The sequence below is a fragment of the Variovorax sp. Soil_C_39 genome, assembly GCF_057656815.1.
Genome location: NZ_JBDGJQ010000011.1, coordinates 27,039 through 52,799 on the forward strand (window position 1 = coordinate 27,039; position 25,761 = coordinate 52,799).

General features: G+C 68.1%; 22 protein-coding genes and 1 riboswitch. Of the genes, 17 read left to right on the top strand and 5 right to left on the bottom strand.

Annotation, left to right across the window (positions count from 1 at the left end):
- Positions 1-14: 14 nt before the first annotated feature.
- From AC3A6J_RS23075 to AC3A6J_RS23085, 3 genes are all read right to left on the bottom strand, one after another.
- Positions 15-941, bottom strand: a complete 927-nt coding sequence (locus tag AC3A6J_RS23075; protein ID WP_487862336.1) for a pseudouridine synthase — start codon at positions 939-941, stop codon at positions 15-17.
- Entirely contained in the window at positions 938-2,251 is a 1,314-nt protein-coding gene (locus tag AC3A6J_RS23080) for a leucine-rich repeat-containing protein kinase family protein (RefSeq protein ID WP_487862447.1), read from the bottom strand. The genes AC3A6J_RS23075 and AC3A6J_RS23080 overlap by 4 nt, the downstream gene beginning before the upstream one ends.
- 66 nt (positions 2,252-2,317) lie before the next feature.
- Positions 2,318-3,376 (bottom strand): MBL fold metallo-hydrolase, encoded by a 1,059-nt coding sequence (locus tag AC3A6J_RS23085; protein WP_487862337.1) that lies wholly within the window; start codon positions 3,374-3,376, stop codon positions 2,318-2,320.
- Positions 3,377-3,497: 121 nt separating this feature from the next.
- Between AC3A6J_RS23085 and AC3A6J_RS23090 the strand changes: the two genes are divergently transcribed.
- The 7 genes from AC3A6J_RS23090 to iaaH all read left to right on the top strand — a co-directional run bounded on the left by AC3A6J_RS23090 (position 3,498) and on the right by iaaH (position 11,819).
- Positions 3,498-3,896, top strand: coding sequence for a MerR family transcriptional regulator (locus tag AC3A6J_RS23090; RefSeq protein WP_487862338.1), 399 nt, complete (start codon positions 3,498-3,500; stop codon positions 3,894-3,896).
- Positions 3,897-3,947: 51 nt separating this feature from the next.
- Positions 3,948-4,691: a carbonate dehydratase gene (can, locus tag AC3A6J_RS23095; protein ID WP_487862339.1), complete on the top strand. Its 744-nt coding sequence runs from the start codon at positions 3,948-3,950 to the stop codon at positions 4,689-4,691.
- Positions 4,692-4,695: 4 nt separating this feature from the next.
- Positions 4,696-6,516, top strand: a complete 1,821-nt coding sequence (aceK, locus tag AC3A6J_RS23100) for a bifunctional isocitrate dehydrogenase kinase/phosphatase (protein WP_487862340.1) — start codon at positions 4,696-4,698, stop codon at positions 6,514-6,516.
- Positions 6,517-6,541: 25 nt separating this feature from the next.
- Positions 6,542-7,726 (top strand): acetyl-CoA C-acyltransferase, encoded by a 1,185-nt coding sequence (locus AC3A6J_RS23105; RefSeq protein WP_487862341.1) that lies wholly within the window; start codon positions 6,542-6,544, stop codon positions 7,724-7,726.
- Between the two features lie 60 nt (positions 7,727-7,786).
- Positions 7,787-9,037, top strand: coding sequence for a glutamate carboxypeptidase (locus AC3A6J_RS23110; protein ID WP_487862342.1), 1,251 nt, complete (start codon positions 7,787-7,789; stop codon positions 9,035-9,037).
- 45 nt (positions 9,038-9,082) lie between these two features.
- Positions 9,083-10,213 carry an acyl-CoA dehydrogenase family protein gene (locus AC3A6J_RS23115; RefSeq protein ID WP_487862343.1) on the top strand — a complete coding sequence of 377 codons (1,131 nt, stop codon included), beginning with the start codon at positions 9,083-9,085 and terminating at the stop codon, positions 10,211-10,213.
- Between the two features lie 91 nt (positions 10,214-10,304).
- On the top strand, positions 10,305-11,819 hold the full coding sequence (gene iaaH, locus AC3A6J_RS23120; protein WP_487862344.1) for an indoleacetamide hydrolase: 1,515 nt from the start codon (positions 10,305-10,307) through the stop codon (positions 11,817-11,819).
- Positions 11,820-11,839: 20 nt separating this feature from the next.
- On the opposite strand, the gene AC3A6J_RS23125 is transcribed toward iaaH, so the two are convergent.
- Positions 11,840-12,571 (bottom strand): helix-turn-helix transcriptional regulator, encoded by a 732-nt coding sequence (locus AC3A6J_RS23125; RefSeq protein WP_487862345.1) that lies wholly within the window; start codon positions 12,569-12,571, stop codon positions 11,840-11,842.
- 117 nt (positions 12,572-12,688) lie between these two features.
- On the opposite strand from AC3A6J_RS23125, the gene AC3A6J_RS23130 reads away from it, so the two are divergent.
- The 4 genes from AC3A6J_RS23130 to AC3A6J_RS23145 all read left to right on the top strand — a co-directional run bounded on the left by AC3A6J_RS23130 (position 12,689) and on the right by AC3A6J_RS23145 (position 16,442).
- On the top strand, positions 12,689-13,123 hold the full coding sequence (locus AC3A6J_RS23130; protein ID WP_487862346.1) for a YchJ family protein: 435 nt from the start codon (positions 12,689-12,691) through the stop codon (positions 13,121-13,123).
- A gap of 26 nt (positions 13,124-13,149) precedes the next feature.
- Positions 13,150-13,254, top strand: a riboswitch (TPP riboswitch).
- Positions 13,255-13,347: 93 nt separating this feature from the next.
- Positions 13,348-15,237 carry a phosphomethylpyrimidine synthase ThiC gene (gene thiC / locus AC3A6J_RS23135; protein ID WP_487862347.1) on the top strand — a complete coding sequence of 630 codons (1,890 nt, stop codon included), beginning with the start codon at positions 13,348-13,350 and terminating at the stop codon, positions 15,235-15,237.
- A 104-nt stretch (positions 15,238-15,341) separates the two neighbouring features.
- Positions 15,342-16,034, top strand: coding sequence for an HAD family hydrolase (locus AC3A6J_RS23140; protein WP_487862348.1), 693 nt, complete (start codon positions 15,342-15,344; stop codon positions 16,032-16,034).
- Between the two features lie 75 nt (positions 16,035-16,109).
- Positions 16,110-16,442, top strand: coding sequence for a thioredoxin family protein (locus AC3A6J_RS23145; RefSeq protein ID WP_487862349.1), 333 nt, complete (start codon positions 16,110-16,112; stop codon positions 16,440-16,442).
- Between the two features lie 9 nt (positions 16,443-16,451).
- Here AC3A6J_RS23145 and AC3A6J_RS23150 read toward each other — a convergent pair whose 3' ends face one another.
- A complete protein-coding gene (locus tag AC3A6J_RS23150) occupies positions 16,452-17,483 on the bottom strand; it encodes an AraC family transcriptional regulator (RefSeq protein ID WP_487862350.1) in 1,032 nt (343 codons plus the stop codon).
- A gap of 139 nt (positions 17,484-17,622) precedes the next feature.
- On the opposite strand from AC3A6J_RS23150, the gene AC3A6J_RS23155 reads away from it, so the two are divergent.
- The 6 genes from AC3A6J_RS23155 to AC3A6J_RS23180 all read left to right on the top strand — a co-directional run bounded on the left by AC3A6J_RS23155 (position 17,623) and on the right by AC3A6J_RS23180 (position 25,696).
- Positions 17,623-18,795: an isovaleryl-CoA dehydrogenase gene (locus AC3A6J_RS23155; protein WP_487862351.1), complete on the top strand. Its 1,173-nt coding sequence runs from the start codon at positions 17,623-17,625 to the stop codon at positions 18,793-18,795.
- A gap of 45 nt (positions 18,796-18,840) precedes the next feature.
- Positions 18,841-20,517, top strand: coding sequence for an AMP-binding protein (locus AC3A6J_RS23160; protein ID WP_487862352.1), 1,677 nt, complete (start codon positions 18,841-18,843; stop codon positions 20,515-20,517).
- An 82-nt stretch (positions 20,518-20,599) separates the two neighbouring features.
- On the top strand, positions 20,600-22,219 hold the full coding sequence (locus tag AC3A6J_RS23165) for a carboxyl transferase domain-containing protein (RefSeq protein WP_487862353.1): 1,620 nt from the start codon (positions 20,600-20,602) through the stop codon (positions 22,217-22,219).
- Between the two features lies 1 nt (position 22,220).
- Positions 22,221-23,015, top strand: coding sequence for an enoyl-CoA hydratase/isomerase family protein (locus AC3A6J_RS23170; RefSeq protein WP_487862354.1), 795 nt, complete (start codon positions 22,221-22,223; stop codon positions 23,013-23,015).
- Positions 23,016-23,025: 10 nt separating this feature from the next.
- Positions 23,026-23,715: a DUF4126 domain-containing protein gene (locus AC3A6J_RS23175; RefSeq protein WP_487862355.1), complete on the top strand. Its 690-nt coding sequence runs from the start codon at positions 23,026-23,028 to the stop codon at positions 23,713-23,715.
- Positions 23,690-25,696, top strand: coding sequence for an acetyl/propionyl/methylcrotonyl-CoA carboxylase subunit alpha (locus AC3A6J_RS23180; protein WP_487862356.1), 2,007 nt, complete (start codon positions 23,690-23,692; stop codon positions 25,694-25,696). Before AC3A6J_RS23175 ends, AC3A6J_RS23180 begins: the two co-directional genes overlap by 26 nt.
- Positions 25,697-25,761: the final 65 nt, after the last annotated feature.

Here is a 25,761-nt window from a genome sequence, read left to right on the forward strand (position 1 = left end):
GCGCCCGCGCGCCGTCACCTTGGCGGCAGCGCCAGGCTTCGGGGGCTGGTGAAAGTGCGCGCTTCGCCGCTCAGCGGGTCTTCGAATGCCACCGACTTGGCGAGCAGCTGCAGCGGTCGGTCGAAATCGTCGGCACCCTGCGGCAGCAGCGTGGGGTAGATCGGGTCGTTGACGATCGGCATGCCGAGCGCCATGCAGTGCACGCGCAACTGGTGGCGCCGCCCTGTGACCGGCGAGAGCCGGAGCAGCGCGTGGCCTCCCGCCTGCTGCGCGACCTCGATGTGCGTCTCGGAATTGGGCTCGCCGCCTTGTTCCTCCCTGACGCGCATGAAGTGCGCTTCGTCGTCGACGAGCCGGCTGCGGTAGATGGCCGGCACCGCCGACACCCCGGGCTGCCAGGGGACGACCGCCTCGTAGTGCTTGTCGATGCGGCGCTCCGGGAACAGCACCTGGTAGGCGCCGCGCGTTTCGCGGCGCACCGAGAACAGCACCAGCCCGGCCGTGCCGCGATCGATGCGGTGCATCGGCACCAGGCCGTCGATGCCGAGCTTGCGCTTCAGCCGCACCAGCAGGCTCTCGTGCAGGTACTTGCCGGTGGGAATGACGGGCACGAAGGGCGGCTTGTCGACCACCAGCAGGTCGGCATCGCGGTAGACGATTTGCTCCTCGAACGGGATGCGTGCCTCGCCGTCGAGCGTGCGGTAGTAATAGACCCTGAGCGGCGCCTCGTAGCGGCGCGACGCGGTCACGGGCACGCCGTACTCGTCGACCACGTCGTTGGCCGCCATGCGTTCGAGCCAGGCCTCGCGCGTGATCGCGGTGAAGCGCTCGACCAGGAACTCGGCGATGGTCGGCCACGGGCCTTGCGGCAGGCCGACGCAGCTCGGGCCGACGCCGTCGCGCGTGGGCAGCGGCAGTTGCGGTGGCGGGCGGCGCGTCATGGAGACGACAGCGCGCGTTCGATGAGCGGCAGTGCCTCGTCGAACGACGGGCGTGCGGCCGCATCGGGCTGCAGGCAGCGCGCCGCGAGCGCGGCGACCGCGGGCCCCGGCGCATCGGTGCAGCGTGCCAGCAGCTCTTCGAGCAGGCAGCCGAAGGCACGCATCTCGACGGCCTGGAAGGCGCGTGCCTGGGCCGCGCCGAGCGTGCCGGGCATCCAGGCCGCGCCGAAATCGCCGAGCCGCGCGCCGCCCTCCGGCCGCCACAGGATGTTGTGCGCGTAGAGGTCCCCGTGGACGATGCCGCGCGCATGCAGGTGCCGCATCGCAGAGGCGATGTCGCGTGCGATGCGGAGCGCCACCGCCGAAGGCCAGCGCGCGTCCTCGGCGTACACGTCGCGGGTGCACGAGTCGAAGCTCGGCGGGCTCGCGAGCGTGGCGAACGCCGGATCGACGAGCGCCATCACCAGGCCGTCGCACCCTTTGGGATGCCCGCCGATGCGGCCCTGCGCCGCGACCAGCGTGGGATGCTCGCCCGCCGCGACGCTGGCCGCCATCTCGCTGTGCGGCCAGCCGTCGCTCGTGACCGCCCCCTTGAACAGCTTGACCGCCACCGGCTGCACGCCGCGCAGCACGGCTTCATGGATCACGCCCGAGGCGCCCTGGCCGATCTTCTTGCCGAGCGCCAGCTCGTGCCACGGCACGCTCGGCACCGAAGGCGCGGCGATGGCCGCGTCTTCCGCGGCGGCATCGAAGGGATTGCCGGCCGCCGCGAGCCATGCGAGCCGGGGCATCGATGCCAGCCAGGCGGGCAACTGCTCGAAGCGGTTGGCCGCAATGCGCAGCAGCTCGAGCTGCCCGCAGGCCGCGAGCGATGCCGGCAGCGCCTGCAGGCGGTTGCCCGCGAGCATGAGCTTCTGCAACCGTGCGCAGCGCCCGAGCGCATCAGGCAGCGAATCGATCTGGTTGTCGGTGAGGATCAGCCAGCGCAGCAGCGGCAGTTCGAGCGCCGCCGCGGGCACGCTGCGGATGCGGTTGGCCTTGAAGCCGACCATCTCGAGCGAGCGGCATTGCCCGAGCGAGGCGGGCAGTTCGGTGAAGCGGTTGTCGGAGCAGAACAGCACGCGCAGCCGGTGCAGCCGGCTCAGGTCGTCAGGCAGCGCCTCGAGCGCATTGCCCGACAGGTTCAGTATTTCGAGCGAATCGGCGAGCGCGAAGATCTCGCGCGGAAACTCGGTCAGCCCGCACGAGAGATCGAGCCGCCGCGCGCCCGCCAGCCGGCCGGCGCGCAGCGCGGCGAGCGTGTGCGGCATGTTCATGGCCGCCAAGTCTATGCGGCCCCGGCTGCGGCGCGCACGGCGGCGGCTTCTTCTGCTTCGTCAGGCCGCCCTGAAGCGGTAGACGCCGTCCTCGCCCAGCTCGCGCCGCACCTGCCCTGCGAACCACAGCAGGTGCAGGTGCGCGACCGTCTCGCCCATCGCGAAGGTCATCTGGTGCAGGTCGAGCGCGCGCTTGAACAGGATCGGCAGGCCCTCGGCGGCCGTCAGCGGCCCTGCGATGCAGGCCTCGAGCAGCTCGGCCAGGCGGTCGCGGTGGTGTTCCTGCAGTTGGTCGACGCGGCGGTGGATGCCCGTGAAGGGCTTGCCGTGCGACGGCAGGCCGAGCGTGTCGGCCGGCAGCGCCTTGAACTTGTCGATGCTGTCCAAAAACAGCCGCAGCGAGTTGGCATCGGGTTCGCTGGCGTGCACGCTCACGTTGGTCGAGATGCGCGGCAGCATCATGTCGCCGCCGAGCAGCAGCTTCAGTTCGTCGCAGTAGAGCGCAATGTGCTCGGGCGCGTGGCCGTAGCCGCTGATGCAGCGCCATGCATGGCCGTCGATCATGACGGTGTCGCCGTCCATCATGCGCACGAAGCGGTCGGGCACCGCAGGCACCATGTTCGCGTAGTAGCTGGTACGCGCGCGGATCTTGGCCATCGCCTCCGGGTCGCTGAGGCCGTGCGAGGCGAAGAAGCGCGCCGCCGCCTCGCCGCCCGCGAGCGTGTCGCCGCTGGTGGTGAGCACACGTGCCACGTGGTAGTCGGTCGAACTGATCCACAACGGCGCGTTCCAGCGCGTGCAGAGCCATTCGGCCAGGCCGATGTGGTCCGGATGCATGTGGGTGACGATCACGCGCAGGATCGGCAGGCCCTGCAGTTGGGTCTCGAAGACCTGTTCCCATTGGGCGCGGGATTCGTCGTGCGCGATGCAGCAGTCGACCACCGTCCAGCCCTCGACGCCGCCGATGCTGTCGCGCAGCAGCCAGAGGTTGATGTGGTCGAGCGCGAAGGGCAGCCGCATGCGGATCCATCGCACGCCCGGTGCGACTTCCAATGCTTCGCCGGGGACGGGCAGGGTGTCGCCCAGGGGGTAGTGGAGTTCGCGTTCGAGGAGGTTCATGTAAGATTGACGTTTACGTAAACGTCATAGGTTGAGGGCACCATTGTAGGGACGGCGGCACAAACCTGCTGTCGCCACCGCAACGCCCTTCCGGACGTATTCCGCCCTTACCTTTCGCCACATGTCCGCGCAGACCTTCACCATCAGCCAGCTCGCGAAGGAGTTCGACCTCACGACGCGCGCCATCCGCTTCTACGAGGACATGGGGCTGCTCACGCCGGAGCGCTCGGGCATGCAGCGCATCTACAGCGCGCGCGACCGGGCGCGGCTCACGCTCACGCTGCGCGCGAAGCGCCTCGGCCTGAGCCTGACCGAGGCCAAGGACATCCTCGACATGTACGACAGCCCGCGCGACACCGTGGCGCAGCTGCAGAAGTTCCTTGGCGTGCTCGGCGCGCACCGCGCGCAGCTCGAGGCGCAGCTCGTCGAGCTGCAGGCCAATCTGGCCGAAGTGCGCGAGCAGGAGAAAAAAGGCCGCGCGGCGCTGGCCCGCGCGCAGAAAGCCGCCAGGCCGGCCTGAGATGCCGACATCGACCTTCGACCGAACCACGACTCATCGACAATCACCGCCATGACCGAAACACTCGACGACCTCTTCGCCCACAACCGTGCCTGGTCCGCACAGATGGAACGCGACCGGCCCGGCTTCTTCACCGGCCTGGTGAAGCAGCAGACGCCGCGCTACATGTGGATCGGCTGCTCCGACAGCCGCGTGCCCGCCAACCAGATCACCGGCCTCGAGCCCGGCGAGGTGTTCGTGCACCGCAACGTCGCGAACATCGTGGTGCACTCCGACCTCAATGCGCTGTCGGCGATCCAGTTCGCCGTGGAGCACCTGAAGGTCAAGCACATCATGGTGGTGGGCCACTACGGCTGCGCCGGCGTGGCGGCCGCTCTCAGCGGCAAGCGCATCGGCCTGGCCGACAACTGGATCCGCCACATTCAGGACGTGCGCGACCGGCACAACGTGATGCTCGACAGCCTGCCCGAGGACGTGCGCGCCGATGCGCTGTGCGAACTCAACGTGGCCGAGCAGGTGGTCAACGTGGCGGTGAGCACGGTCATGGTCGACGCCTGGAGCCGCGACCAGCAGGTCACGATCCATGGCTGGACCTTCGGCGTGCACGACGGCCTGCTGCAGGACCTGGGCCTGAGCGTGGACGGCGCCAAGCCGCTCGACGCGGTGTACAAGGCCGCGGTGCAGCGCATCCGCTTCAAGTGGAGCACGCCGTCCGAAGCCACGCCGCTGCCGCGTGCCGCCGTGGCGGCCGCCGACGAAGCCGGCCAGAACGCGACACCCACAAGCGCCGGCTGAACGCATGTTCCCGCAGCGTCTCGATTCCCCGCTGGCCTACGATATCGCCAAGGCGATGATCGACGGCTTCAACCGCCACTACACGCTGTTTCGCGCCGAGTCGGCGCGCGCCAAGCACCGGTTCGAAACAGCCGATTGGCATGGCCAGCAGCGCGCGCAGCGCGAGCGCATCGAGTTCTACGACCTGCGGGTGAACGAGGCGGTGGCCCGCCTCGAGAAGGAGTTCAAGGCCGGCGAGCAGCCCATGGAGGTGTGGCACCAGGTCAAGCTGCACTTCATCGGCCTGCTTGTGGACCACCACCAGCCCGAGCTGGCCGAGAGCTTCTTCAACTCGGTGACAACGAAGATCCTGCACCGCGCCTACTTCCAGAACGATTTCATCTTCGTGCGCCCGGCGATCAGCACCGAATACATCGAGCCGCGCGGTGCGCCCACATACCGGCCCTACTACCCGAGCGACGAGGCGCTGGCCGACACCATCGAACAGATGATCGACGACTATGCGCTGCAGGGCAGCTTCGCCGACAAGCGGCGCGACGCCGAGCGCGTGGCCAATGCCATGATGGGGCGCTTCGACCAGGTGAAGCTGCGCGCCAACTTTCAGCTGCAGGTGCTCTCGGGCCTGTTCTACCGCAACAAGGGTGCCTACGTGGTTGGCAAGATCATGAACGGCTTCACCGAGCTGCCGTTCTCGCTGCCGATCCTGCACGACAGCCGAGACCATTTCTACGTGGACGCGGTGCTGTTCGGCGAAGACGACCTGCAGATGCTCTTCAGCTTTGCGCGCGCGTACTTCATGGTCGACATGGAAGTGCCCTCGGCCTGCGTGCAGTTCCTGCGTTCGCTGATGCCGCGCAAGCCGCGCGCCGAGATCTACAACGCACTCGGCCTCGCTAAGCAGGGCAAGACGCTCTTCTACCGCGACTTTCTTTCGCACCTGAACTATTCGAGCGACCGCTTCCGCATCGCGCCCGGCATCAAGGGCATGGTCATGCTGGTGTTCGACCTGCCTTCCTTCCCGTTCGTGTTCAAGGTCATCAAAGACTTCTATCCGCCGCAGAAGGACACCACGCGCGAGCAGATCAAGGGCAAGTACCTGCTCGTGAAGCAGCACGACCGCGTCGGGCGCATGGCCGACACGCTCGAATACAGCGACGTGGGCTTTCCGCTCGACCGATTCGAGCCCGAACTCATCGAGGAGATCAAGAAATTCGCACCCAGCCAGCTCGAGATCGCCGACCGCGACGGCAACGGGGAGATGGAGCTGGTGCTCAAGCACGTCTACATCGAGCGCCGCATGATCCCGCTCAACATCTACCTGCAGGAGGCCTTCGACACGCTGGCCGACCCCGAAACCCCGGCGCACGCACGGCGCGCCAGGGAGCAGCTCGAGCATGCGGTCGTCGAGTACGGCAATGCCATCAAGGACATGGTCGCCGCCAACATCTTTCCCGGTGACATGCTGTGGAAGAACTTCGGCGTCACGCGTGGCGGCAAGGTCGTCTTCTACGACTACGACGAGATCGAATACATCACCGACTGCAAATTCCGCAAGGTGCCCGCGCCGCGCAACGAGGAGGACGAGATGAGCGGCGAGGTCTGGTATTCGGTGGGCCCGAAGGACGTGTTCCCCGAGACCTTCGGCCCGTTCCTGCTCGGCAACGACGCCGTGCGCGAGGCCTTCATGGCGCACCATGCCGACCTGCTCGACGCCGCCTTCTGGCAGCACCACAAGCAGCGCATCGAGGCCGGGCAGATGCTCGACGTCTTCCCGTACGAGGAATCGCAGCGTTTCCCGCACGAGGGGCATGCGACCCACTTCTGAACATCCATCCACAAGGAGATCTGAAATGTCCGAATCCATCGTCATCGTCGGTGCTGCACGCACTCCCATGGGCAGCTTCCAGGGCGACTTCGCGTCGCTCGCGGCGCACGACCTCGGCGGCGCTGCCATCAAGGCCGCCGTGGAGCGCGCCGGCATTGCGCCCGACAGCGTCGGCGAAGTGCTGTTCGGCAACTGCCTGATGGCGGGCCAGGGCCAGGCGCCGGCGCGCCAGGCGGCCTACAAGGGCGGCCTGCCCGACAGCGCCGGCGCGGTCACGCTCAGCAAGATGTGCGGCTCGGCCATGAAGGCGGCCATGCTCGCGCACGACCTGCTGCTTGTGGGCACCCACGAGGTGATGGTGGCGGGCGGCATGGAAAGCATGACCAACGCGCCGTATCTCATGCTCAAGGGCCGCGGCGGCTACCGCATGGGCCACGACCGCATCTTCGACCACATGATGCTCGACGGCCTCGAGGACGCCTATCAGCCGGGCCGTTCCATGGGCACCTTCGGCGAAGACTGCGCGGCCAAGTACAAGTTCACGCGCGAGCAGCAGGACGCCTTCGCGATCGCCAGCGTGCAGCGGGCCAAGGCCGCCACCGAATCCGGCGCGTTCAAGGACGAGATCGTGCCCGTCACCGTGAAGGGCCGCGGCGGCGATACCGTGGTCTCGATCGACGAGGGCCCGGGCAAGGTCAAGCTCGACAAGATCTCCACGCTCAAGCCCGCGTTCAAGAAAGAGAACGGCACCATCACCGCCGCCTCGAGCTCGTCGATCAACGACGGCGCCGCGGCGCTGGTCATGATGACCGAATCGCACGCCAGGAAGATCGGCGCAACGCCGATCGCCCGCATCGTGGGCCATGCGACGCATGCGCAGCAGCCCGAGTGGTTCTCGACCGCACCGGTCGGCGCTGTCGCCAAGCTGTTCAAGAAGACCGGCTGGAGCGTGCGCGACGTCGACCTGTGGGAAGTCAACGAGGCCTTCGCGGTGGTGCCGATGGCGCTGATGCACGAACTCGACGTTTCGCACGAGATCGTCAATGTGCATGGCGGCGCCTGCGCGCTCGGCCACCCGATCGGCGCGAGCGGCGCACGCATCATGGTCACGCTGCTGCATGCGCTCAAGGCGCGCGGCAAGAAGCGCGGCGTGGCGACGCTGTGCATCGGCGGAGGCGAAGGCACGGCGGTGGCACTCGAATTGCTATGAGCGGACGCCCCCCGGGCGCCCCCAGACCAACATCCAACAATGCGTAGAGCAGGAGTCTTCATGCGCCCTTCCTTTCACCGTACCGCCATGGCCGTCGTGCTGGCCACCGCCTTCGTGGCGAGCGCCGCCTGGGCCCAGAAGCGCGACAACGTGCTGTTTCAGGCCGCCACCGACGAGCAGCCCGCGCTGATCAAGACGCTGGAAAAACTCGTCAACCTCGAGACCGGCACCGGCGATGCCGAAGGCCTCGCGGCCGCCGGCCAGTACCTCGAGGGCGAACTCAAGAACCTCGGCTTCACGGTCACACGGCACAAGTCGGCGGGGCTCGTCGTGGGCGACAACATCGTCGGCAAGCTCAAGGGGCGCGGCGGCAAGAACCTGTTGCTGATGTCGCACATGGACACGGTCTATCCGAAGGGCACGCTCGCGAAGGCCCCGTTCAAGATCGAGGGCGACAAGGCCTACGGTCCCGGCATCGCCGACGACAAGGGCGGCAACGCCGTGATCCTGCACACGCTCAAGCTGCTGATCAAGGACTACGGCGTGCGCGACTTCGGCACCATTACCGTGCTGTTCAACACCGACGAGGAAAAGGGCTCCTTCGGTTCGCGCGACCTGATCCAGGAAGAAGCGAAGCAGGCCGACTACGTGCTGTCGTTCGAACCCACGAGCGCCGGTGACGAGAAGCTCTCCCTCGGCACCTCGGGCATCGCCTACGTGCAGGTCAACATCACCGGCAAGGCCTCGCATGCGGGCGCGGCGCCCGAGCTCGGCGTGAACGCGCTGGTCGAGGCCTCCGATCTCGTGCTGCGCACGATGGACATCGACGACAAGTCGAAGAACCTGCGCTTCAACTGGACCATCGCCAAGGCCGGCAACGTGTCGAACATCATCCCGGCAAGCGCCACGCTGAATGCCGACGTGCGCTACGCGCGCAACGAGGACTTCGACGCCGCGATGAAGACGCTCCAGGAGCGTGCGCAGCAGAAGAAACTGCCCGAAGCGGACGTCAAGGTGCTCATCACGCGCGGCCGTCCGGCCTTCAATGCCGGCGAAGGCGGCCGCAAACTGGTCGACAAGGCCATCGCCTTCTACAAGGAGGCGGGCGGCACGCTCGACATTGCCGAACGCACCGGCGGCGGCACCGATGCGGCCTATGCGGCGCTCTCGGGCAAGCCGGTGATTGAAAGCCTGGGCCTGCCGGGCTTCGGCTACCACAGCGACAAGGCCGAGTACGTCGACACCAGCGCCATCCCGCGCCGCCTGTACATGGCCGCGCGGCTGATCATGGACCTGGGCGCCGGCAAGTAGCCGCTGCAGGCCCGCGCCAAGAAAAAAAACACAGGAGACACAGCCATGCTGCTCAGTGCCGACCAGGAAGCCATCCGCGACGCGGTGCGCGCGTTCTCGCAAGCCGAACTCTGGCCCCACGCCACGCGCTGGGACCGCGAGCACATCTTTTCGAAGGAAGCGCACCAGGGCCTCGCGGCGCTGGGCGCCTACGGCATCTGCGTGCCCGAGGAGCACGGCGGCGCCGGCCTCGACTACCTGACGCTCGCGCTCGTGCTCGAGGAAATCGCCGCCGGCGACGGCGGCACCAGCACCGCCATCAGCGTGACCAACTGCCCGGTCAACGCCATCATGCTGCGTTACGGCAATGCACAGCAGAAGAAGCAGTGGCTGGAGCCGCTGGCGCAAGGACAGATGCTCGGCGCGTTCTGCCTCACCGAGCCGCAGGCCGGCAGCGACGCGTCGAGCCTGCGCACCACCGCGCGCAAGGATGCCGACGGCTGGGTCATCGATGGCGTCAAGCAGTTCATCACCAGCGGCAAGAACGGCCAGGTGGCGATCGTGATCGCGGTCACCGACAAGGCCGCGGGCAAGCGTGGCATGAGCGCGTTCATCGTGCCGACCGATGCGCCGGGCTACAACGTGGCGCGGCTCGAGGACAAGCTCGGCCAGCACAGCAGCGACACCGCGCAGATCAACTTCGACGGCTGCCGCATCCCGGCCGAGAACCTGATCGGGCAGGAGGGCGAGGGCTACAAGATCGCGCTTGGCGCGCTCGAGGGCGGGCGCATCGGCATCGCGGCGCAGAGCGTGGGCATGGCGCGCAGCGCGTTCGAGGTCGCGCTCGCCTATGCGAAGGAACGCCAGGCCTTCGGCGGCGCGATCTTCGACCAGCAGGCCGTGGGCTTCCGCCTTGCGGACTGCGCCACGCAGCTCGAGGCGGCGCGGCAGCTCATCTGGCATGCCGCGAGCCTGCGCGATGCAGGCCGGCCCTGCCTCAAGGAAGCCGCGATGGCCAAGCTGTTCGCGAGCGAGATGGCCGAGCGCGTCTGCAGTGCCGCCATCCAGACGCTCGGCGGCTACGGCTATGTGAACGACTTTCCGCTTGAGCGCATCTACCGCGACGTGCGGGTGTGCCAGATCTACGAAGGCACGTCGGACATCCAGAAGCTTCTTATTCAGCGCGCACTGGCCTGAGCGCCCGCCGCGCTTTCTGTCATCGGTTTCGACGACAGACAGCACCGCGGCGCCGGTGCAGCATGGCGGCCTCTTCATCGGAGGTTCTGTCGTGCCAAAGTCGTCCAAGAAAGCCGTTTCCCTTTCCCTTCTCCTGTGCAGCGCCGCCGCAGCCGCGCAGCCTGCCGCCGGCGACATCGCCGTGCTCACCGCCAGCGAAGCGGTCCGGCAGCTTTGCGCCGGCACGCTCTCCAGCGAGCAACTGGTGACGGCCTCGATCGCGCGGGCCAAGGCCCGGCCGGAGCTGAATGCCTTCGTCACGCTCGACGAAGCGGGCGCGCTGAAGGCCGCGCGCGCCGCCGATGCGCAGCAACGCCAGCGCCAGCGCGGCGGCGCTGCGTGCAAGCCGCTGGCCGGGCTGCCGGTGGTCATCAAGGACAACATCCAGGTGCAGGGCCTGCCCGCCACGGCCGGCACGCCCGCGCTCAAGGGTTTCGTGCCCGCCGCCGATGCGCCGGTGGTCGCGAAGCTTCGCGCGGCCGGCGCCGTGATCCTCGGCAAGACGAGCATGCACGAGCTGGCCTTCGGCGTGACGGGATGGAATCCGGCGTTCCAGAGCGGGCCCGAGGTGGGCGTGCGCAATGCCTACGACGCAAGCCGCGTCGCGGGCGGTTCGTCGTCCGGCAATGGCGCGGCGCTGGGCGCGCGGATCGTGACGGCCGCACTGGGCACCGACACCGGCGGCTCGGTGCGCATCCCGTGCGCGTTCAACGGCTGCGCCGCATTGCGGCCGAGCATCGGGCGCTATCCGCAGCAGGGCATCGCGCCCATTTCGCACACCCGGGACACCGCAGGGCCGATGGCCGCGTCGGTGGCCGACCTCGCGCTGCTCGACCGCGTGATCGCCGGTGGTGCGGCGGTCCGCCCGGTCGACCTGAAGCGCGTGCGGCTCGGCGTGGTGCCGGCCTTCCACGAGAACCTCGACGCCGACACGCGCGCGGCCACCGACGCGGCACTCGCCAGGTTGCGCGAAGCCGGCGCAACGCTGGTCGAGGTGGAGATGCCGAAGCTCATGGAACTCAACGGCGCCATCGGCTTTCCGCTGGCGCTCTACGAGGCGCACGACGACATGGTGGCCTATCTTGCGAAGTACCGCACCGGCGTCGACATGGCGCAGCTGGTCGCCGGCATCGCGAGCGCCGACGTCAAGGGCACCTTCGAAACCTTCGTCGTGCCGCGCAAGCTGCCCGCGCCGAATGGCGTGATCGATGCGAAGCCGGCCTACGACAACGCCATGAAGGTCGCGCGGCCGGCGCTGCAGAAGCTCTATCGCGACACCTTCGCGACGCACCGCCTCGATGCGCTGGTGTTCGCCACCGTGCCGCGCGTGGCGCTCGCGGCCGGGCCGGAGTCGAGCAGTCCCGAGAACTTCGGCGCGCTGATCCAGAACACCGACCCGGGGAGCAATGCCGGCATTCCGGGCCTGCAACTGCCATCGGGGATCGGCGCGGCGAGCGGGTTGCCGATCGGGCTGGAGTTCGACGGCCCCGCCGGCAGCGATCGCCGGTTGCTGGCGCTGGGGCTCGCGGTGGAAGCCGTGCTCGGGCGCATCGCCGCGCCGAAGTAGCGCGGCAGGGGGCGGCTCATTCAGCGCGTGGCCGGTGCTTCCGCGCCCATGCGTGCCGCCAGCGCCGAGCGCCGTTCGATGCCGAGCTTGTCGAAGGTGCGGCGCAGGTAGGTCCGCACCGTCGGCACGCCCACGCCCATGCGCCGCGCGATCTCCTTGTCGGTCAGGCCCTGCCGCACCGCGTCGGCCACCTGCTGCTCGCGCGCACTCAGCAGCGATGCGGCCGGCGCGCGATGCTGCTGCGCGCGCCTGAGCGCGCCGGCGAATGCCGGCTCCACCAGGTCGAGCAGTGCCTTCTCGTGGTCGCCGAAGTCGCTGCGGCCCTTGCGGCGCCAGATGCGCAGGTCGCCCAACGCATGCGCGCCTTCGAACGCATGAAGGTTCATGCCCCAGTGCAGGCCGTCGCGCGCGAGGAAGTCGCCGAAGAACGGCGTGCGCATCAGCGCGCGCTGCGGCATCACTTCGGTCACGCGCGTCGCTCGCCGCCGCGACTGCAGCACGAAGGTGATCGGGTCGTGGTGCTGGTGCCATTCGGCATAGCGGTCGAGGTTGGCCGGGTCCATGTTGAGGGCCACGCGCTCGCCGAAGCTGCCGTGCTCGGCGTGCCAGACGTACGAGGCGAACTGGTCGGCCCGCAGCAGGTCGAGCAGCGCCCAGCCAAGGCGCTCGCGGATCTCGCGCTCGCCGCGGTCTTCTGCCAACAGCGTGAAGACGCCGCGCAGCGCTTTGTGCTCGGAGGCCGTGAGGTACATCGCATCATCTCCTCGTGCCGGAAGCCTAGCTTGTAGCAAGCGCCGCGCCAACGGTGGATGCACCCATCCGGCGCGCTGCGGGGGGCCCCGCGCGGAAATGTTCCAATAGCGGTCTCCATGAGCGCCACCGATCCCACCTCCGGACCCTGCCCCTGCGGCCGCACCGACCGCCGCGACAAGCCCATCGGCTACACGATGTGCTGCGGCCGCTACGTCGACGACTTCGAGCACACGCCCGCGCCCGACGCCGAGTCGCTGATGCGCTCGCGCTATACCGCCTTCGTGCTGGAGCGCGCCCCCTACCTGCTCGCCACCTGGCATCCGACGAAGCGGCCGGCGTCGATCGACTTCGAGCCGGGCGTGAAATGGCTGGGGCTCGATGTGCGTTCGCGCTCGGTGCTCGACGCCGACCATGCCGAAGTCGAATTCGTCGCGCGCCAGCGCAGCGCTTCCAGCGGTGCCGCCACGCGCCTGCACGAGCGCAGCCGCTTCGTGCGCGAGGGCGAGCGCTGGTACTACCTCGACGGCGACCTGCAGCAGCCTGCCGGTTGACGCCCCGTGCGGCGGCCCGCACAATAGGCACCGCTCCGGGGTGCACGCATGTGGCGTGCTGAGATGGCAAGCTGCCGACCCGCGAACTTGATCCGGGTCATACCGGCGTAAGAAGAGCTGCACTCCCTGACTTCGGTCCGCCACACCATCTTGTGGCGGGCATCTGCCGAAGGCCACCGAGCGATTGCGGAGCACCCTGTCTTTCCACAAGGAGTGCCCGATCGATGAATGCCCCCGATAAGTTCACCTCGCTGCTGTCGCTGACGCGCGAGCCGTTCCCCGCATCGCACAAGTGCGTCATTCCCGGCAGCCGGCCCGACCTCGCCGTGCCCGTGCGTGACGTTCAGCTCACCAACGGCGAGACCGTCTCGCTCTACGACACCTCGGGCCCGTACACCGACCCGAAGGTGGAGATCGACGTGCGCCGCGGCCTGCCGGACGTGCGCGGCGCATGGGTCGCCGAACGCAACGACACCGAAAGCTACGAAGGCCGCATGCACCATGCGCTCGACGATGGCGCCAAGAACGAAGACCGCGATGCCCAGCGCCTGGCCGAACTGCGCGCCGGCGCCTCGGCATTGCAGCGCACGCCGCGCCGCGCCAAGTCGGGTGCCAACGTGACGCAGATGCACTATGCGCGCCGTGGCATCGTCACGCCCGAGATGGAGTACGTGGCGCTGCGCGAGAACGGCAAGCGCGAGTGGATGGCCGAGTACCTCGCCAACGAGGAGCGGGCGAAGCGCGTGGCCGGCAACCCGATGGGTGCGCAGATTCCGCGCATCATCACGCCCGAGTTCGTGCGCGACGAAGTGGCGCGCGGCCGCGCGATCATTCCCGCCAACATCAACCACCCCGAAGTCGAGCCGATGGCCATCGGCCGCAACTTCAAGGTCAAGATCAACGCCAACATCGGCAACTCGGCCGTCACCTCGAGCATCGAGGAAGAGGTGGAGAAGCTCGTCTGGGCCATCCGCTGGGGCGCCGACAACGTGATGGACCTGTCGACCGGCAGGAACATCCACACCACGCGCGACTGGATCGTGCGCAACAGCCCCGTGCCGATCGGCACCGTGCCGATCTACCAGGCGCTCGAGAAGGTCGGTGGCGTGGCCGAGGACCTGACCTGGGATATCTACCGCGACACGCTGATCGAGCAGGCCGAGCAGGGCGTGGACTACTTCACCATCCACGCCGGCCTGCGCCTGGCGTTCATCCACCTGACGGCCGACCGCATGACCGGCATCGTCTCGCGCGGTGGCTCGATCATGGCCAAGTGGTGCATCGCGCACCACAAGGAGAGCTTCCTCTACACGCACTTCGAGGACATCTGCGACATCATGAAGGCCTACGACGTGAGCTTCTCGCTCGGCGACGGCCTGCGCCCCGGCTCGGGTGCCGACGCCAATGACGAGGCGCAGTTCGCCGAACTGCGCACGCTCGGAGAGCTCACGCAGATCGCCTGGAAGCACGACGTGCAGACCATGATCGAAGGGCCGGGCCATGTGCCGATGCACATGATCCAGGCCAACATGGACGAGCAGCTCAAGCACTGCCACGAGGCGCCGTTCTACACGCTCGGGCCGCTGACGATCGACATCGCGCCAGGCTACGACCACATCTCCAGCGCGATCGGCGCCGCGATGATCGGCTGGGCCGGCACCGCGATGCTCTGCTACGTGACGCCGAAGGAGCACCTCGGCCTGCCGGACCGCGACGACGTGAAGCAGGGGATCATTGCGTACAAGATCGCCGCGCACGCGGCCGACGTGGCGAAGGGGCATCCGGGGGCGCGCTCGCGCGACGATGCGCTGAGCAAGGCGCGCTTCGAGTTCCGCTGGCAGGACCAGTTCAACCTCGGGCTCGACCCCGACACCGCGCGTGAATTCCACGACGAGACCCTGCCGAAGGATTCGAGCAAGGTGGCGCACTTCTGCTCGATGTGCGGGCCGAAGTTCTGCTCGATGAAGATCACGCAGGAGGTGCGGGAGTACGCGGCGAAGAAGGGGGTGGCCGAGGCGGAGGCTGCTTCGGCGGGGATGGCTGAGAAGTCGCGGGAGTTCGTGGCGGGGGGTGGGGAGATGTACATACCGATTCGGGCTGTGTCTTCTTCCTGATTCTTTTGGGTTCGGGGCCGGGGCGAAACCCGGCTCCGGAAAACAAACCTAGCTCACGCGTTGCTACCATCCCCAAAGCCCAAGATCCCCAAAAAGACACCTCAATGCCCACCTTCCCCTTCGCCGCAGTCCTCTTCGACTGCGACGGTGTACTCGTCGACTCCGAGCCCATCACCAACCGCGTGCTCGCCGAAATGCTCGGCGAGCTCGGCTGGCATCTCAGCACCGAAGAGGCGATGAACGCCTTCACCGGCAAGGCCGTGAAGGACGAGGCCGCGCTCATCGAATCGAAGACCGGCGTGCGGATCACCGAGGACTGGCTCAAGACCTTCCGCGGCCGCCGCAACGAAGCGCTCGAACGCGACCTCGAGGCCATTCCCCATGCGCTCGACGCGATCCGCAAGATCCACGCCACGCTAGACGGGCGCATCGCCTGCGCCTCGGGCGCGGATCGCCACAAGGTCGAGCTGCAGCTGGCCAAGACGGGCCTGATCGAGTTCTTCGAGGGCCGCATCTTCAGCGGCCACGAGATGCCGCGCTCCAAGCCGCATCCCGACGTCTACCTCGCAGCAGCGGCAGCGCTGGGCGTCGATCCGAAGCGCTGCGCGGTGGTCGAAGACACCGTGACGGGCGCCGCCGCCGGCGTGGCCGCAGGCGCCACGGTGTTCGGCTACAGCACCGGCGAATCAGGCCACAGCGGACCCGAGGCACTGCGCAGCGTCGGTGCGCTGCAGGTGTTCAGCGACATGCGCGAACTGCCCGCATTGCTCGCCGCGCACGGCATGCAGCAGGCCTGAAACCCCTGCGGCGAACAGGCCCGCGCGCTTTCTGCTGCAATGGCAACGAGCACGTTCACAAGGAGCCAGACCCCGATGACTTCCGAATACCAGACGGCGCAGCCCGAGCGCGCCGAGATCGATGCCCTCGAAGGCCCCGCCGTGGTCGAGTTCGGCACCAACTGGTGCGGCATCTGCAAGGCCGCGCAGCCGAACATCGCCGAGGCCTTTGCCCAGTACCCGCACATCCGCCGCATCAAGGTCGAGGACGGCAGCGGGCGGCCGCTCGGCCGCTCGTTCGGCGTGCGCCTCTGGCCCACGCTGGTGTTCATGCGCGACGGCAAGGAAGTCGCCAAGCTCGTGCGCCCCGAGGACAGCGCTTCCATCGCCGCGGCGCTGGCGCGCATCGACGCACCTGCGGCCGCCTGAGCGCTACTTCTACTTCTTCACCTGCTGGCGGAAATCGCTCGGCGCCTGCCCGGTCCATTGCAGGAAGGCGCGCGCGAAGCTCTTCTCGTTGCGAAAGCCCACCGCCAGCGCCACCTGCTTGATGGGGCGCGCCGTGCGGCGCAGCAGGTCCACGGCCATCTCGTGGCGCACCTCGTTCTTCAGCGCCTGGAGCGAGGTTCCTTCCTCGTGCAACTGCCGGTGCAGCGTGCGGCTCGACACATTGAGCCATGCGGACAGCCCCTCGGCGGTGGTGGCTTCGCCGGCGTGCGAGCGCAGCAGTTCGCGCACGCGCTGGCCCAGCAGCCGGTCGCGCCGGTACTGCAGGATCGTGAGGGGTAGCGCCCGCTTGAGCATGGTGCGCAGCGCGCGCTCGTCGCGCTGCAAGGGCAGGGCGAGGTAGCGCTCGTCGAACGCGATGCTCGCGCAGGCCGCGTCGAAGCGCGTGTCGGGCGTGAACATCGACGCATAGGCATCGCGGTGTGCCGGCGCCGCGAACGGAAAGCTGGCCTGGCGCAGCGAGATGCGCGAGTCGATGGCCCAGCACATGTAGCCGTGCATGAAGCGCAGGCTCGTCACCAGGCAGAACTCGCGGAATGCGTCGTCGAGCGCGCGGCGTTCGGCCACGCGCAGCGTGGCGACACCGCCCGCCATCTCGAGCGACAGGCCGATGTCGTCGGTCAGCAGGTGGTGGTGGCGGCACCAGCGCTTGATCGCCACGCCCAGGTCGGGCGCGGTCAGCGAGGCGCGGCACAGCATGCCGTAACTGCCCCAGGGCAGCCGGCGCGAGAACCAGCCGAGCGCTTCGTCGTCGAGTTCCCGCATGGCGTGATCCGACAGCACCTCGAACTGCGCGGCCGTGACCCGGGCGTCGGGCCGGGCCAGTTCGCGCGGCGTGATCTGTGCCGCGCGCAGCGCCTCGGACGGATCGATGCCATAGCGCTGGTAGCCGCGCACGATGGCTCGCACGAAGGCCATTGGCGTGACGGCGCGGGCGGGTCTGAGAAAGGCAGGAGACGACATCGGATGGCAGGCGCGGCGTGGCGCATTTTGCAACCATTGTGGCGCCAATTGCGGCGCGGCCAGGCGTAAGCTGCGTGGTTCCAAGCGCCAATCCGCGTGGGACCGCCTGCGCGCCGACCCCTCAGAGGAGACAAGACACATGCACGATCCCGGCCTGAACTTCGACCTGGGCGAGACCATCGACTCGCTGCGCAGCGCCATCCAGGACTTCGCGGCCCATGAAATCGCGCCGCGCGCGGCCGACATCGACAGCGACAACCTGTTCCCGCACGACCTCTGGAAGAAGCTCGGCGACCTCGGCCTGCACGGCATGACGGTGAAGGAAGAGTTCGGCGGCACCGAGCTCGGCTACCTCGCGCACATCGTCGCGATGGAAGAGGTCTCGCGCGCCTCGGCGTCGGTGGGGCTTTCGTACGGCGCGCACTCCAACCTGTGCGTGAACCAGATCCACCGCAACGGCAGCGACGCGCAAAAGAAGAAATACCTGCCCAAGCTGGTGAGCGGCGAGCATGTGGGCGCACTGGCCATGAGCGAGCCGAACGCCGGCTCCGACGTGGTCAGCATGAAGCTCAAGGCCGAGAAGAAGAACGGCCACTACGTGCTCAACGGCGGCAAGATGTGGATCACCAACGGCGGCGACGCCGACACCTTGGTGATCTACGCCAAGACCGAGCCCGAGATGGGCGCGCGCGGCATGACGGCCTTCATCGTCGAGAAGGGCTTCAAGGGCTTCTCGGCCGGCACCAAGCTCGACAAGCTCGGCATGCGCGGCTCCAACACCTATCCGCTGTTCTTCGACAACTGCGAAGTGCCCGAGGAGAACGTGCTCGGCGGCGAAGGCCAGGGCGCCAAGGTGCTGATGAGCGGCCTCGACTACGAGCGCGCGGTGCTCTCGGGCGGCCCGCTCGGGATCATGGCCGCCTGCATGGACGCGGTGCTGCCCTTCGTGCACGAGCGCAAGCAGTTCGGCCAGAGCATCGGCGAGTTCCAGCTCATGCAGGGCAAGCTGGCCGACATGTACTCGACCTGGCAGGCCACGCGCGCCTACGTCTACGCGGTGGGCAAGGCCTGCGACCGCAATGACCACGCCCGCACCTTCCGCAAGGACGCGGCCGGCGCGATCCTCTATTCGGCCGAGAAGGCGACCTGGATGGCCGGCGAGGCGATCCAGGCGCTGGGCGGCGTGGGCTACACGAAGGACTTTCCGGTCGAGCGGCTCTGGCGCGATGCCAAGCTGTACGAGATCGGTGCGGGCACGAGCGAGATCCGGCGCATGCTGATCGGGCGCGAGCTGTTCTCGGAAACCGCCTGAGCGGGTTTTCTCCCTCCCCTTCCGGGGGCGCCCATCCCAAAGGACATGGACATGACTTCTGCGTTGGACAAGAGCTACGCCAAGGGCGCCACCGACGTCCCGCTGATCGAACAGACCCTCGGCGATTTCTTCGACGGCATGGTCGAGAAGCAACCCGAGCGCGAAGCCCTGGTCAGTCGCCATGAAGGCCTGCGCTTCACCTACCGCGAACTGCAGGCCGAAGCCAACCGCCTCGCGAGCGCGCTGCTGAAACTCGGCCTGGCACCCGGCGACCGCGTCGGCATCTGGTCGCACAACAATGCGCCGTGGGTGCTGATGCAGATCGCCACCGCCAAGGTCGGCCTTGTCCTCGTCAACATCAACCCGGCCTACCGCACCGCCGAGCTCGAATACGCACTCAACAAGGTCGGCTGCAAGGCGCTGGTGACCATGGCCCGCTTCAAGACCAGCGACTACCTGGCGATGCTGCGCGAACTCGGACCCGAACGCCTGCCGCAGCTTGCGCACACCTTCTGGATCGACGGCAAGGAAGCGCCCGACGAGCCCGGCATGCAGCGCTTCAGCACGCTGCTCGCGAGCGGCGATGCGGCCGATGCGAAGGTGCAGCAGGTCCAGAAGACGCTGAAGGCGACCGACCCGATCAACATCCAGTTCACCAGCGGCACGACGGGCTTTCCCAAGGGCGCGACGCTGACGCACTGCAACATCCTCAACAACGGCTTCTTCATCGGCGAATGCATGAAGCTCACGCCGGCCGACCGGTTGTGCATTCCGGTGCCGCTGTACCACTGCTTCGGCATGGTGCTCGGCAACCTGGCCTGCCTCACGCATGGCGCGGCCATCGTGTACCCGAACGACGGCTTCGATCCGCTCACCGTGCTCGAGACCGTGGAGGCCGAGAAGTGCACCGGGCTGCACGGCGTGCCCACGATGTTCATCGCCGAACTCGACCATCCGCGTTTCAAGGACTTCGACCTGTCCACGCTGCGCACCGGCATCATGGCCGGCTCGCCGTGCCCGACCGAGGTGATGAAGCGCGTGGTCAACGAGATGCACCTCGGCGAGATCACCATCGCCTACGGCATGACCGAAACCAGCCCCGTGAGCTGCCAGAGCAGCACCGACACGCCGCTCGACCGGCGCGTGTCCACGGTCGGCACGGTGCAGCCGCACGTCGAGGTGAAGATCGTCGATCCCGAGACCGGCGCCATCGTCGCGCCCGGGCAGTCGGGCGAGCTGTGCACGCGCGGCTACCTCGTGATGCATGGCTACTGGGACGACGAGCCCAAGACGCGCGAGGCCATCGATGCCGAGCGCTGGATGCACACCGGCGACCTCGCCACCATGGACGCCGAGGGCTACGTCAACATCGTCGGGCGCATCAAGGACATGGTGATCCGCGGCGGCGAGAACATCTATCCGCGCGAGATCGAAGAGTTTCTCTACCGGCATCCGAAGGTGCAGGACGTGCAGGTGGTCGGCCTGCCCGACCGCAAGTACGGCGAGGAGCTCTGCGCGTGGATCATTCCCAAGCCCGGCCAGATGCTCGAAGAGGCCGAGGTGCGCGATTTCTGCAAAGGCCAGATCGCGCATTACAAGGTGCCGAAGTACATCCGCTTCGTCGAAGCTTTCCCGATGACCGTGACCGGCAAGATCCAGAAATTCAAGATCCGCGAAGCGATGGCCGAACAGCTCGGCCTCGAACAAGAAAAGACAGCATGAGCGCCGCGCAGAACCGCTTCAAGCAAGCTCGCTCCCCCTTGGGGGGAAGTGAGGACACGACAGTGCCGAACAAAGGGGCCCAATGAGCAAGATCGAAACCAAACTGAATGCGCGTTCGGCCGACTTCCAGGCCAATGCCGCCGCCATGCGCGCGCTGGTCGACGACCTTCGCGCGCAGTTCGCCAAGGTGGAGCAGGGCGGCGGCGAGGCCGCGCGCGCCAAGCACACCGCACGCGGCAAGCTGCTGCCGCGCGACCGCGTGGCCGAGCTGCTCGACCCGGGCACGCCGTTCCTCGAGATCTCGCCGCTCGCCGCGCACGGCATGTACAAGGGCGACGCGCCCGGCGCCGGGCTGATCGCGGGCATCGGCCGCGTCAACGGCGTCGACTGCATGGTGGTGTGCAACGACGCCACCGTGAAGGGCGGCACCTACTACCCGATGACGGTCAAGAAGCACCTGCGCGCACAGGAGATCGCCGAGCAGAACCGCCTGCCGTGCATCTACCTCGTCGACTCGGGCGGCGCCAACCTGCCGAACCAGGACGAGGTGTTTCCCGACCGCGACCACTTCGGCCGCATCTTCTACAACCAGGCCAACATGAGCGCCCAGGGCATCCCGCAGATCGCGGTCGTCATGGGCTCGTGCACGGCCGGCGGCGCCTATGTGCCGGCCATGAGCGACGAGTCGATCATCGTCAAGAACCAGGGCACCATCTTTCTCGGCGGCCCGCCGCTCGTGAAGGCGGCCACGGGCGAGGTCGTGACGGCCGAAGACCTCGGCGGCGGCGACGTGCACACCCGCCTGTCGGGCGTGGTCGACCACCTGGCGCAGAACGACCTGCATGCGCTCGCGCTGGCGCGCTCGGCGGTGGCGAACCTCAATGCGCAGCGGGGCGAAGAACAACGCGCCGCCCCGGCGGCCGACGAGGTGCGCGCACCCCTGTTCCCGCGCGAGGAACTCTACGGCGTGATCCCCACCGACACGCGCAAGCCCTTCGACGTGCGCGAGATCATTGCGCGCATCGTCGACGGCAGCGAGTTCCACGAGTTCAAGGCCCGATTCGGCGCCACGCTGGTCTGCGGCTTTGCCGAGATCGAAGGCATGCCGGTCGGCATCGTCGCGAACAACGGCATCCTGTTCAGCGAATCGGCGCAGAAGGGTGCGCACTTCATCGAGTTGTGCTGCCACCGCAAGATCCCGCTGGTGTTCCTGCAGAACATCACGGGCTTCATGGTCGGGCGCAAGTACGAGAACGAAGGCATCGCACGGCATGGCGCCAAGATGGTGACCGCCGTGGCCACCGCCAACGTGCCCAAGTTCACCATCATCATCGGCGGCAGCTTCGGTGCCGGCAACTACGGCATGTGCGGCCGGGCCTACAGCCCGCGCTTCCTCTGGATGTGGCCCAACGCGCGCATCAGCGTGATGGGCGGCGAGCAGGCCGCGAGCGTGCTGGCCACGGTCAAGCGCGACGGCATCGAACTGAAGGGCGGCAGCTGGAGCAAGGAAGAGGAAGAAGCCTTCAAGGCGCCGATCCGCCAGCAGTACGAAGACCAGGGCCATCCCTATTACGCCAGCGCGCGGCTCTGGGACGACGGCATCATCGATCCGGCCGACACGCGCCGCGTGCTCGCGCTCGGCCTTGCCGCTGCGCGCCATGCGCCCATTCCCGAACCCCGCTTCGGCATCTTCCGGATGTGACATGACCACCTTCACCAAGCTCAAGCTCGAATCCGGCGACGGCCCGGTCGCGCGCATCTGGCTCGACCAGCCCGACGCGCGCAATGCCTTCGACGACACGGTGATCGCCGAGCTCGCGCAGGCCTTCACCGAAGCCGGCGCCGCGCCGCAGGTCAGGGCCATCGTGCTCGGCGCCAACGGCCCGGCGTTCTGCGCGGGCGCCAACCTGCACTGGATGCGCCGCATGGCCGACTACACGCGCGACGAGAACATTGCCGACGCTGGCAAGCTCGCCGCCATGCTGCGCACCATCGCCGAATGCCCCAAGCCCACCATCGCGCGGGTACAGGGCGACGTGTACGCCGGCGGCATGGGCCTGGTGGCCGCGTGCGACATGGCCGTGAGCGTCGACAGCGCCTGGTACTGCCTCAGCGAAGTGAAGATCGGCCTCGTGCCCGCGACCATCAGCCCGTACGTGCTGCGCGCGATGGGCACGCGGGCTTCGCAGCGCTACTTCCTCACGGCCGAGCGCTTCAGCGCCGCCGAGGCGCACCGCATCGGCTTCGTGCACGAGGTGGTCGCGGCCGAGGCGCTCGATGCCAAGGTCGACGAACTGCTGAAGGCGCTCACCGGCGCGAGCCCCGCTGCGGTGCGTGCCTGCAAGCAGCTGATCGCCGACGTGGACGGCCGCCAGATCGACGACGCGCTGGTCGCGAAGACGGTCGAGGGCATCGCCGACATCCGCGCCAGCGACGAAGGCCGCGAGGGCGTGCAGGCCTTCCTGCAGAAACGCAAGCCTTCGTGGCTGGGCCGCTGAGCGCGCACGCATGACCGCGCTCGACATGCCCCAGCTGCTCGCACTGGCCGCCGCCATCGGCTGGGCCAGCGGCGTGCGCCTCTACCTCGTGGTGCTGCTGACGGGCCTCGTCGGCTATTTCGGCTGGGTGCCGCTGCCGGGCGGGCTGCAAATGCTCGCGCATCCGGTCGTCATCGCGGCGAGCGGCTTCATGGTCTTCATCGAGTTCTTCGCCGACAAGATCCCGGGGCTCGATTCGCTTTGGGACATGGTGCACACCGCGATCCGCATCCCGGCCGGCGCAGCGCTCGCGGCCAGCGTGTTCGGCGCCGACCATGGCGTGATGGCGATCGTCGCGGCGCTGCTCGGCGGCGGCTTCGCTGCGACGGCGCATGCGGCCAAGGCCACCACGCGCGCCGCGATCAACACCTCGCCCGAGCCGTTCTCGAACGTGGGCGCCTCGCTGGTCGAGGACACGATGGTGCCCGCGGGGCTGTGGCTGGCGGTGGCGCACCCGTTCGTGTTCCTCGTGCTGTTCGTGCTGGTGCTGGTCGCGAGCGTGTGGCTCATTCGAAAGAGCTGGCGCTTTCTCAGGGCGCTGTTCAGCCGCGTGGCCCGCATCTTCAGCGGCCGATCCGATCCGGGCGTCGTGCCGGCGTTCCAACTGAAAAAGAATCCTCCGGGAGACTCGTCCAATGTTCAAGAAAATCCTCATCGCTAACCGTGGCGAGATCGCGTGCCGGGTGGCGGCCACGGCGCGCCGCATGGCCATCCGCACCGTCGCCGTGTATTCCGACGCCGACGCGCACGCGAACCATGTGCGCGCCTGCGACGAGTCGGTGCACCTCGGCGGCAGCGCGCCCAAGGACAGCTACCTGCGCTGGCAGAAGATCCTCGAAGCCGCCAAGGCCACGGGCGCCGAAGCGGTGCATCCGGGCTACGGCTTCCTGAGCGAGAACGAGGAGTTCGCCCAGGCCTGCGCCGACGCGGGACTGGTCTTCATCGGCCCGCCGCCCTCGGCCATCAAGGCGATGGGGCTCAAGGCCGAGTCGAAGCAGCTGATGGAAAAGGCCGGCGTGCCGCTGGTGCCCGGCTACCACGGCCATGACCAGGACCCGGCGCTGCTGCAGCGCGAGGCCGACCGCATCGGCTATCCGGTGCTCATCAAGGCCAGCGCGGGCGGCGGCGGCAAGGGCATGCGCGCGGTCGACAAGGCGGCCGACTTCGAGGCCGCGCTCGCCTCGTGCAAGCGCGAGGCGATCAACAGCTTCGGCGACGATGCGGTGCTGATCGAGAAATACGTGCAGCGCCCGCGCCACATCGAGATCCAGGTGTTCGGCGATGCGCACGGCAACTACGTCTACCTGTTCGAGCGCGACTGCTCGGTGCAGCGGCGCCACCAGAAGGTGCTCGAGGAAGCGCCCGCGCCCGGCATGACCGAGGCGATGCGCAAGCAGATGGGCGAGGCGGCCGTGGCTGCGGCGCGCGCGGTGAACTACGTCGGCGCGGGCACGGTGGAGTTCATCGTGGAGCAGCGGGACGGCGGTGAGATGAATTTTTTCTTCATGGAGATGAACACCCGCTTGCAGGTGGAACATCCCGTCACCGAAGCGATCACCGGGCTCGACCTCGTCGAATGGCAATTGCGCGTGGCGTCGGGCGAGCTGCTGCCGGCGCAGCAAGCCGAGTTGCAGATCCACGGCCACGCGATCGAGGCCCGCATCTGCGCCGAGAACCCCGACAACAACTTCCTGCCCGCGACCGGCACGCTGCGCGTCTACCGCAAGCCACAGGCCACGGCGTTCCAACGCAGCCGCGTGCGCATCGACGACGGCGTGCGCGAGGGCGGCGAGATCTCGCCCTACTACGACTCGATGATCGCCAAGCTGATCGTGCACGGCGCCACGCGCGGCGAGGCGCTCGCGCGGCTCGATGCGGCGCTGGCGCAGGTGCACATCGTCGGCGTCGCGACCAACGTGCAGTTCCTGCGCGGCGTGCTCGCGACCGAATCGTTCGCCAAGGCAAATCTCGACACGGCGCTGATCGAGCGCGAGCGCGCCGTGCTGTTCGACCGCGAGCCGCTGGGCCTGCCGCTCGCGGCTGCCGCGGCGATCACGCGCACGCTGGTGGCCGAGGGCGCCGCGGCCGGCGCGTCCGACCCGTTTGCGCGCCGCGACGGCTGGCGTGCACTGGGCGCCTACACGCGCCGCTTCGATGTCGAGTTCCGCGGCGAGGCGCAGACCGCCTTGCTCACGTTCCGGCACGACGGCAGCCTCTGGCTCGAAGTCGGCGGTGTCGCGGGCCCGCTGACCGTCGGGCGTTTTCCTTCGGGCGAGTTCGAACTCGACTTCGCGGGCAACCGGCAGACGGTGAACGTCTACCTCGACGACGCGACGGCGCATGTCTTCGCAGCGAAGGGCGCCACGAAGATCACTGCCGTCGATCGCCTCGCGCATGCCGGTGACACGCAGGCCGAAGGCGGCCGGCTCACCGCGCCGATGCCGGGCAAGGTCGTGTCGTTCGCGGTGAAGGCCGGCGACAAGGTCAGCCGCGGCCAGCCGCTGGCAGTGATGGAAGCCATGAAGATGGAGCACACCATCGCCGCGCCGGCCGACGGCACGGTTGAAGAGCTGCTGTTCGCGCCGGGCGAGCAGGTGGGCGAGGGCGACGAACTGCTGCGGATGGCGACCGCGGCGGCCTGAAGAAAAAAATTAACCCCGCTGCAGGCGCCGGCGCGTAACAGCCGAGGTCGTCATCACTCAAGGAA

Excerpts from the sequence above, each read along its gene's own strand:
- AC3A6J_RS23145 (WP_487862349.1), top strand. The coding sequence starts at position 16,110 with ATGACTTCCGAATACCAGACGGCGCAGCCCGAGCGCGCCGAGATCGAT.
- aceK (WP_487862340.1), top strand. The coding sequence starts at position 4,696 with ATGTTCCCGCAGCGTCTCGATTCCCCGCTGGCCTACGATATCGCCAAG.
- AC3A6J_RS23080 (WP_487862447.1), bottom strand. The coding sequence starts at position 2,251 with ATGCCGCACACGCTCGCCGCGCTGCGCGCCGGCCGGCTGGCGGGCGCG.
- can (WP_487862339.1), top strand. The coding sequence starts at position 3,948 with ATGACCGAAACACTCGACGACCTCTTCGCCCACAACCGTGCCTGGTCC.
- AC3A6J_RS23075 (WP_487862336.1), bottom strand. The coding sequence starts at position 941 with ATGACGCGCCGCCCGCCACCGCAACTGCCGCTGCCCACGCGCGACGGC.
- thiC (WP_487862347.1), top strand. The coding sequence starts at position 13,348 with ATGAATGCCCCCGATAAGTTCACCTCGCTGCTGTCGCTGACGCGCGAG.
- AC3A6J_RS23130 (WP_487862346.1), top strand. The coding sequence starts at position 12,689 with ATGAGCGCCACCGATCCCACCTCCGGACCCTGCCCCTGCGGCCGCACC.
- AC3A6J_RS23160 (WP_487862352.1), top strand. The coding sequence starts at position 18,841 with ATGGACATGACTTCTGCGTTGGACAAGAGCTACGCCAAGGGCGCCACC.
- AC3A6J_RS23140 (WP_487862348.1), top strand. The coding sequence starts at position 15,342 with ATGCCCACCTTCCCCTTCGCCGCAGTCCTCTTCGACTGCGACGGTGTA.
- AC3A6J_RS23125 (WP_487862345.1), bottom strand. The coding sequence starts at position 12,571 with ATGTACCTCACGGCCTCCGAGCACAAAGCGCTGCGCGGCGTCTTCACG.
- AC3A6J_RS23105 (WP_487862341.1), top strand. The coding sequence starts at position 6,542 with ATGTCCGAATCCATCGTCATCGTCGGTGCTGCACGCACTCCCATGGGC.
- AC3A6J_RS23150 (WP_487862350.1), bottom strand. The coding sequence starts at position 17,483 with ATGTCGTCTCCTGCCTTTCTCAGACCCGCCCGCGCCGTCACGCCAATG.
- AC3A6J_RS23175 (WP_487862355.1), top strand. The coding sequence starts at position 23,026 with ATGACCGCGCTCGACATGCCCCAGCTGCTCGCACTGGCCGCCGCCATC.
- AC3A6J_RS23110 (WP_487862342.1), top strand. The coding sequence starts at position 7,787 with ATGCGCCCTTCCTTTCACCGTACCGCCATGGCCGTCGTGCTGGCCACC.
- AC3A6J_RS23180 (WP_487862356.1), top strand. The coding sequence starts at position 23,690 with ATGTTCAAGAAAATCCTCATCGCTAACCGTGGCGAGATCGCGTGCCGG.
- AC3A6J_RS23085 (WP_487862337.1), bottom strand. The coding sequence starts at position 3,376 with ATGAACCTCCTCGAACGCGAACTCCACTACCCCCTGGGCGACACCCTG.
- AC3A6J_RS23170 (WP_487862354.1), top strand. The coding sequence starts at position 22,221 with ATGACCACCTTCACCAAGCTCAAGCTCGAATCCGGCGACGGCCCGGTC.
- AC3A6J_RS23155 (WP_487862351.1), top strand. The coding sequence starts at position 17,623 with ATGCACGATCCCGGCCTGAACTTCGACCTGGGCGAGACCATCGACTCG.
- AC3A6J_RS23165 (WP_487862353.1), top strand. The coding sequence starts at position 20,600 with ATGAGCAAGATCGAAACCAAACTGAATGCGCGTTCGGCCGACTTCCAG.
- AC3A6J_RS23090 (WP_487862338.1), top strand. The coding sequence starts at position 3,498 with ATGTCCGCGCAGACCTTCACCATCAGCCAGCTCGCGAAGGAGTTCGAC.
- AC3A6J_RS23115 (WP_487862343.1), top strand. The coding sequence starts at position 9,083 with ATGCTGCTCAGTGCCGACCAGGAAGCCATCCGCGACGCGGTGCGCGCG.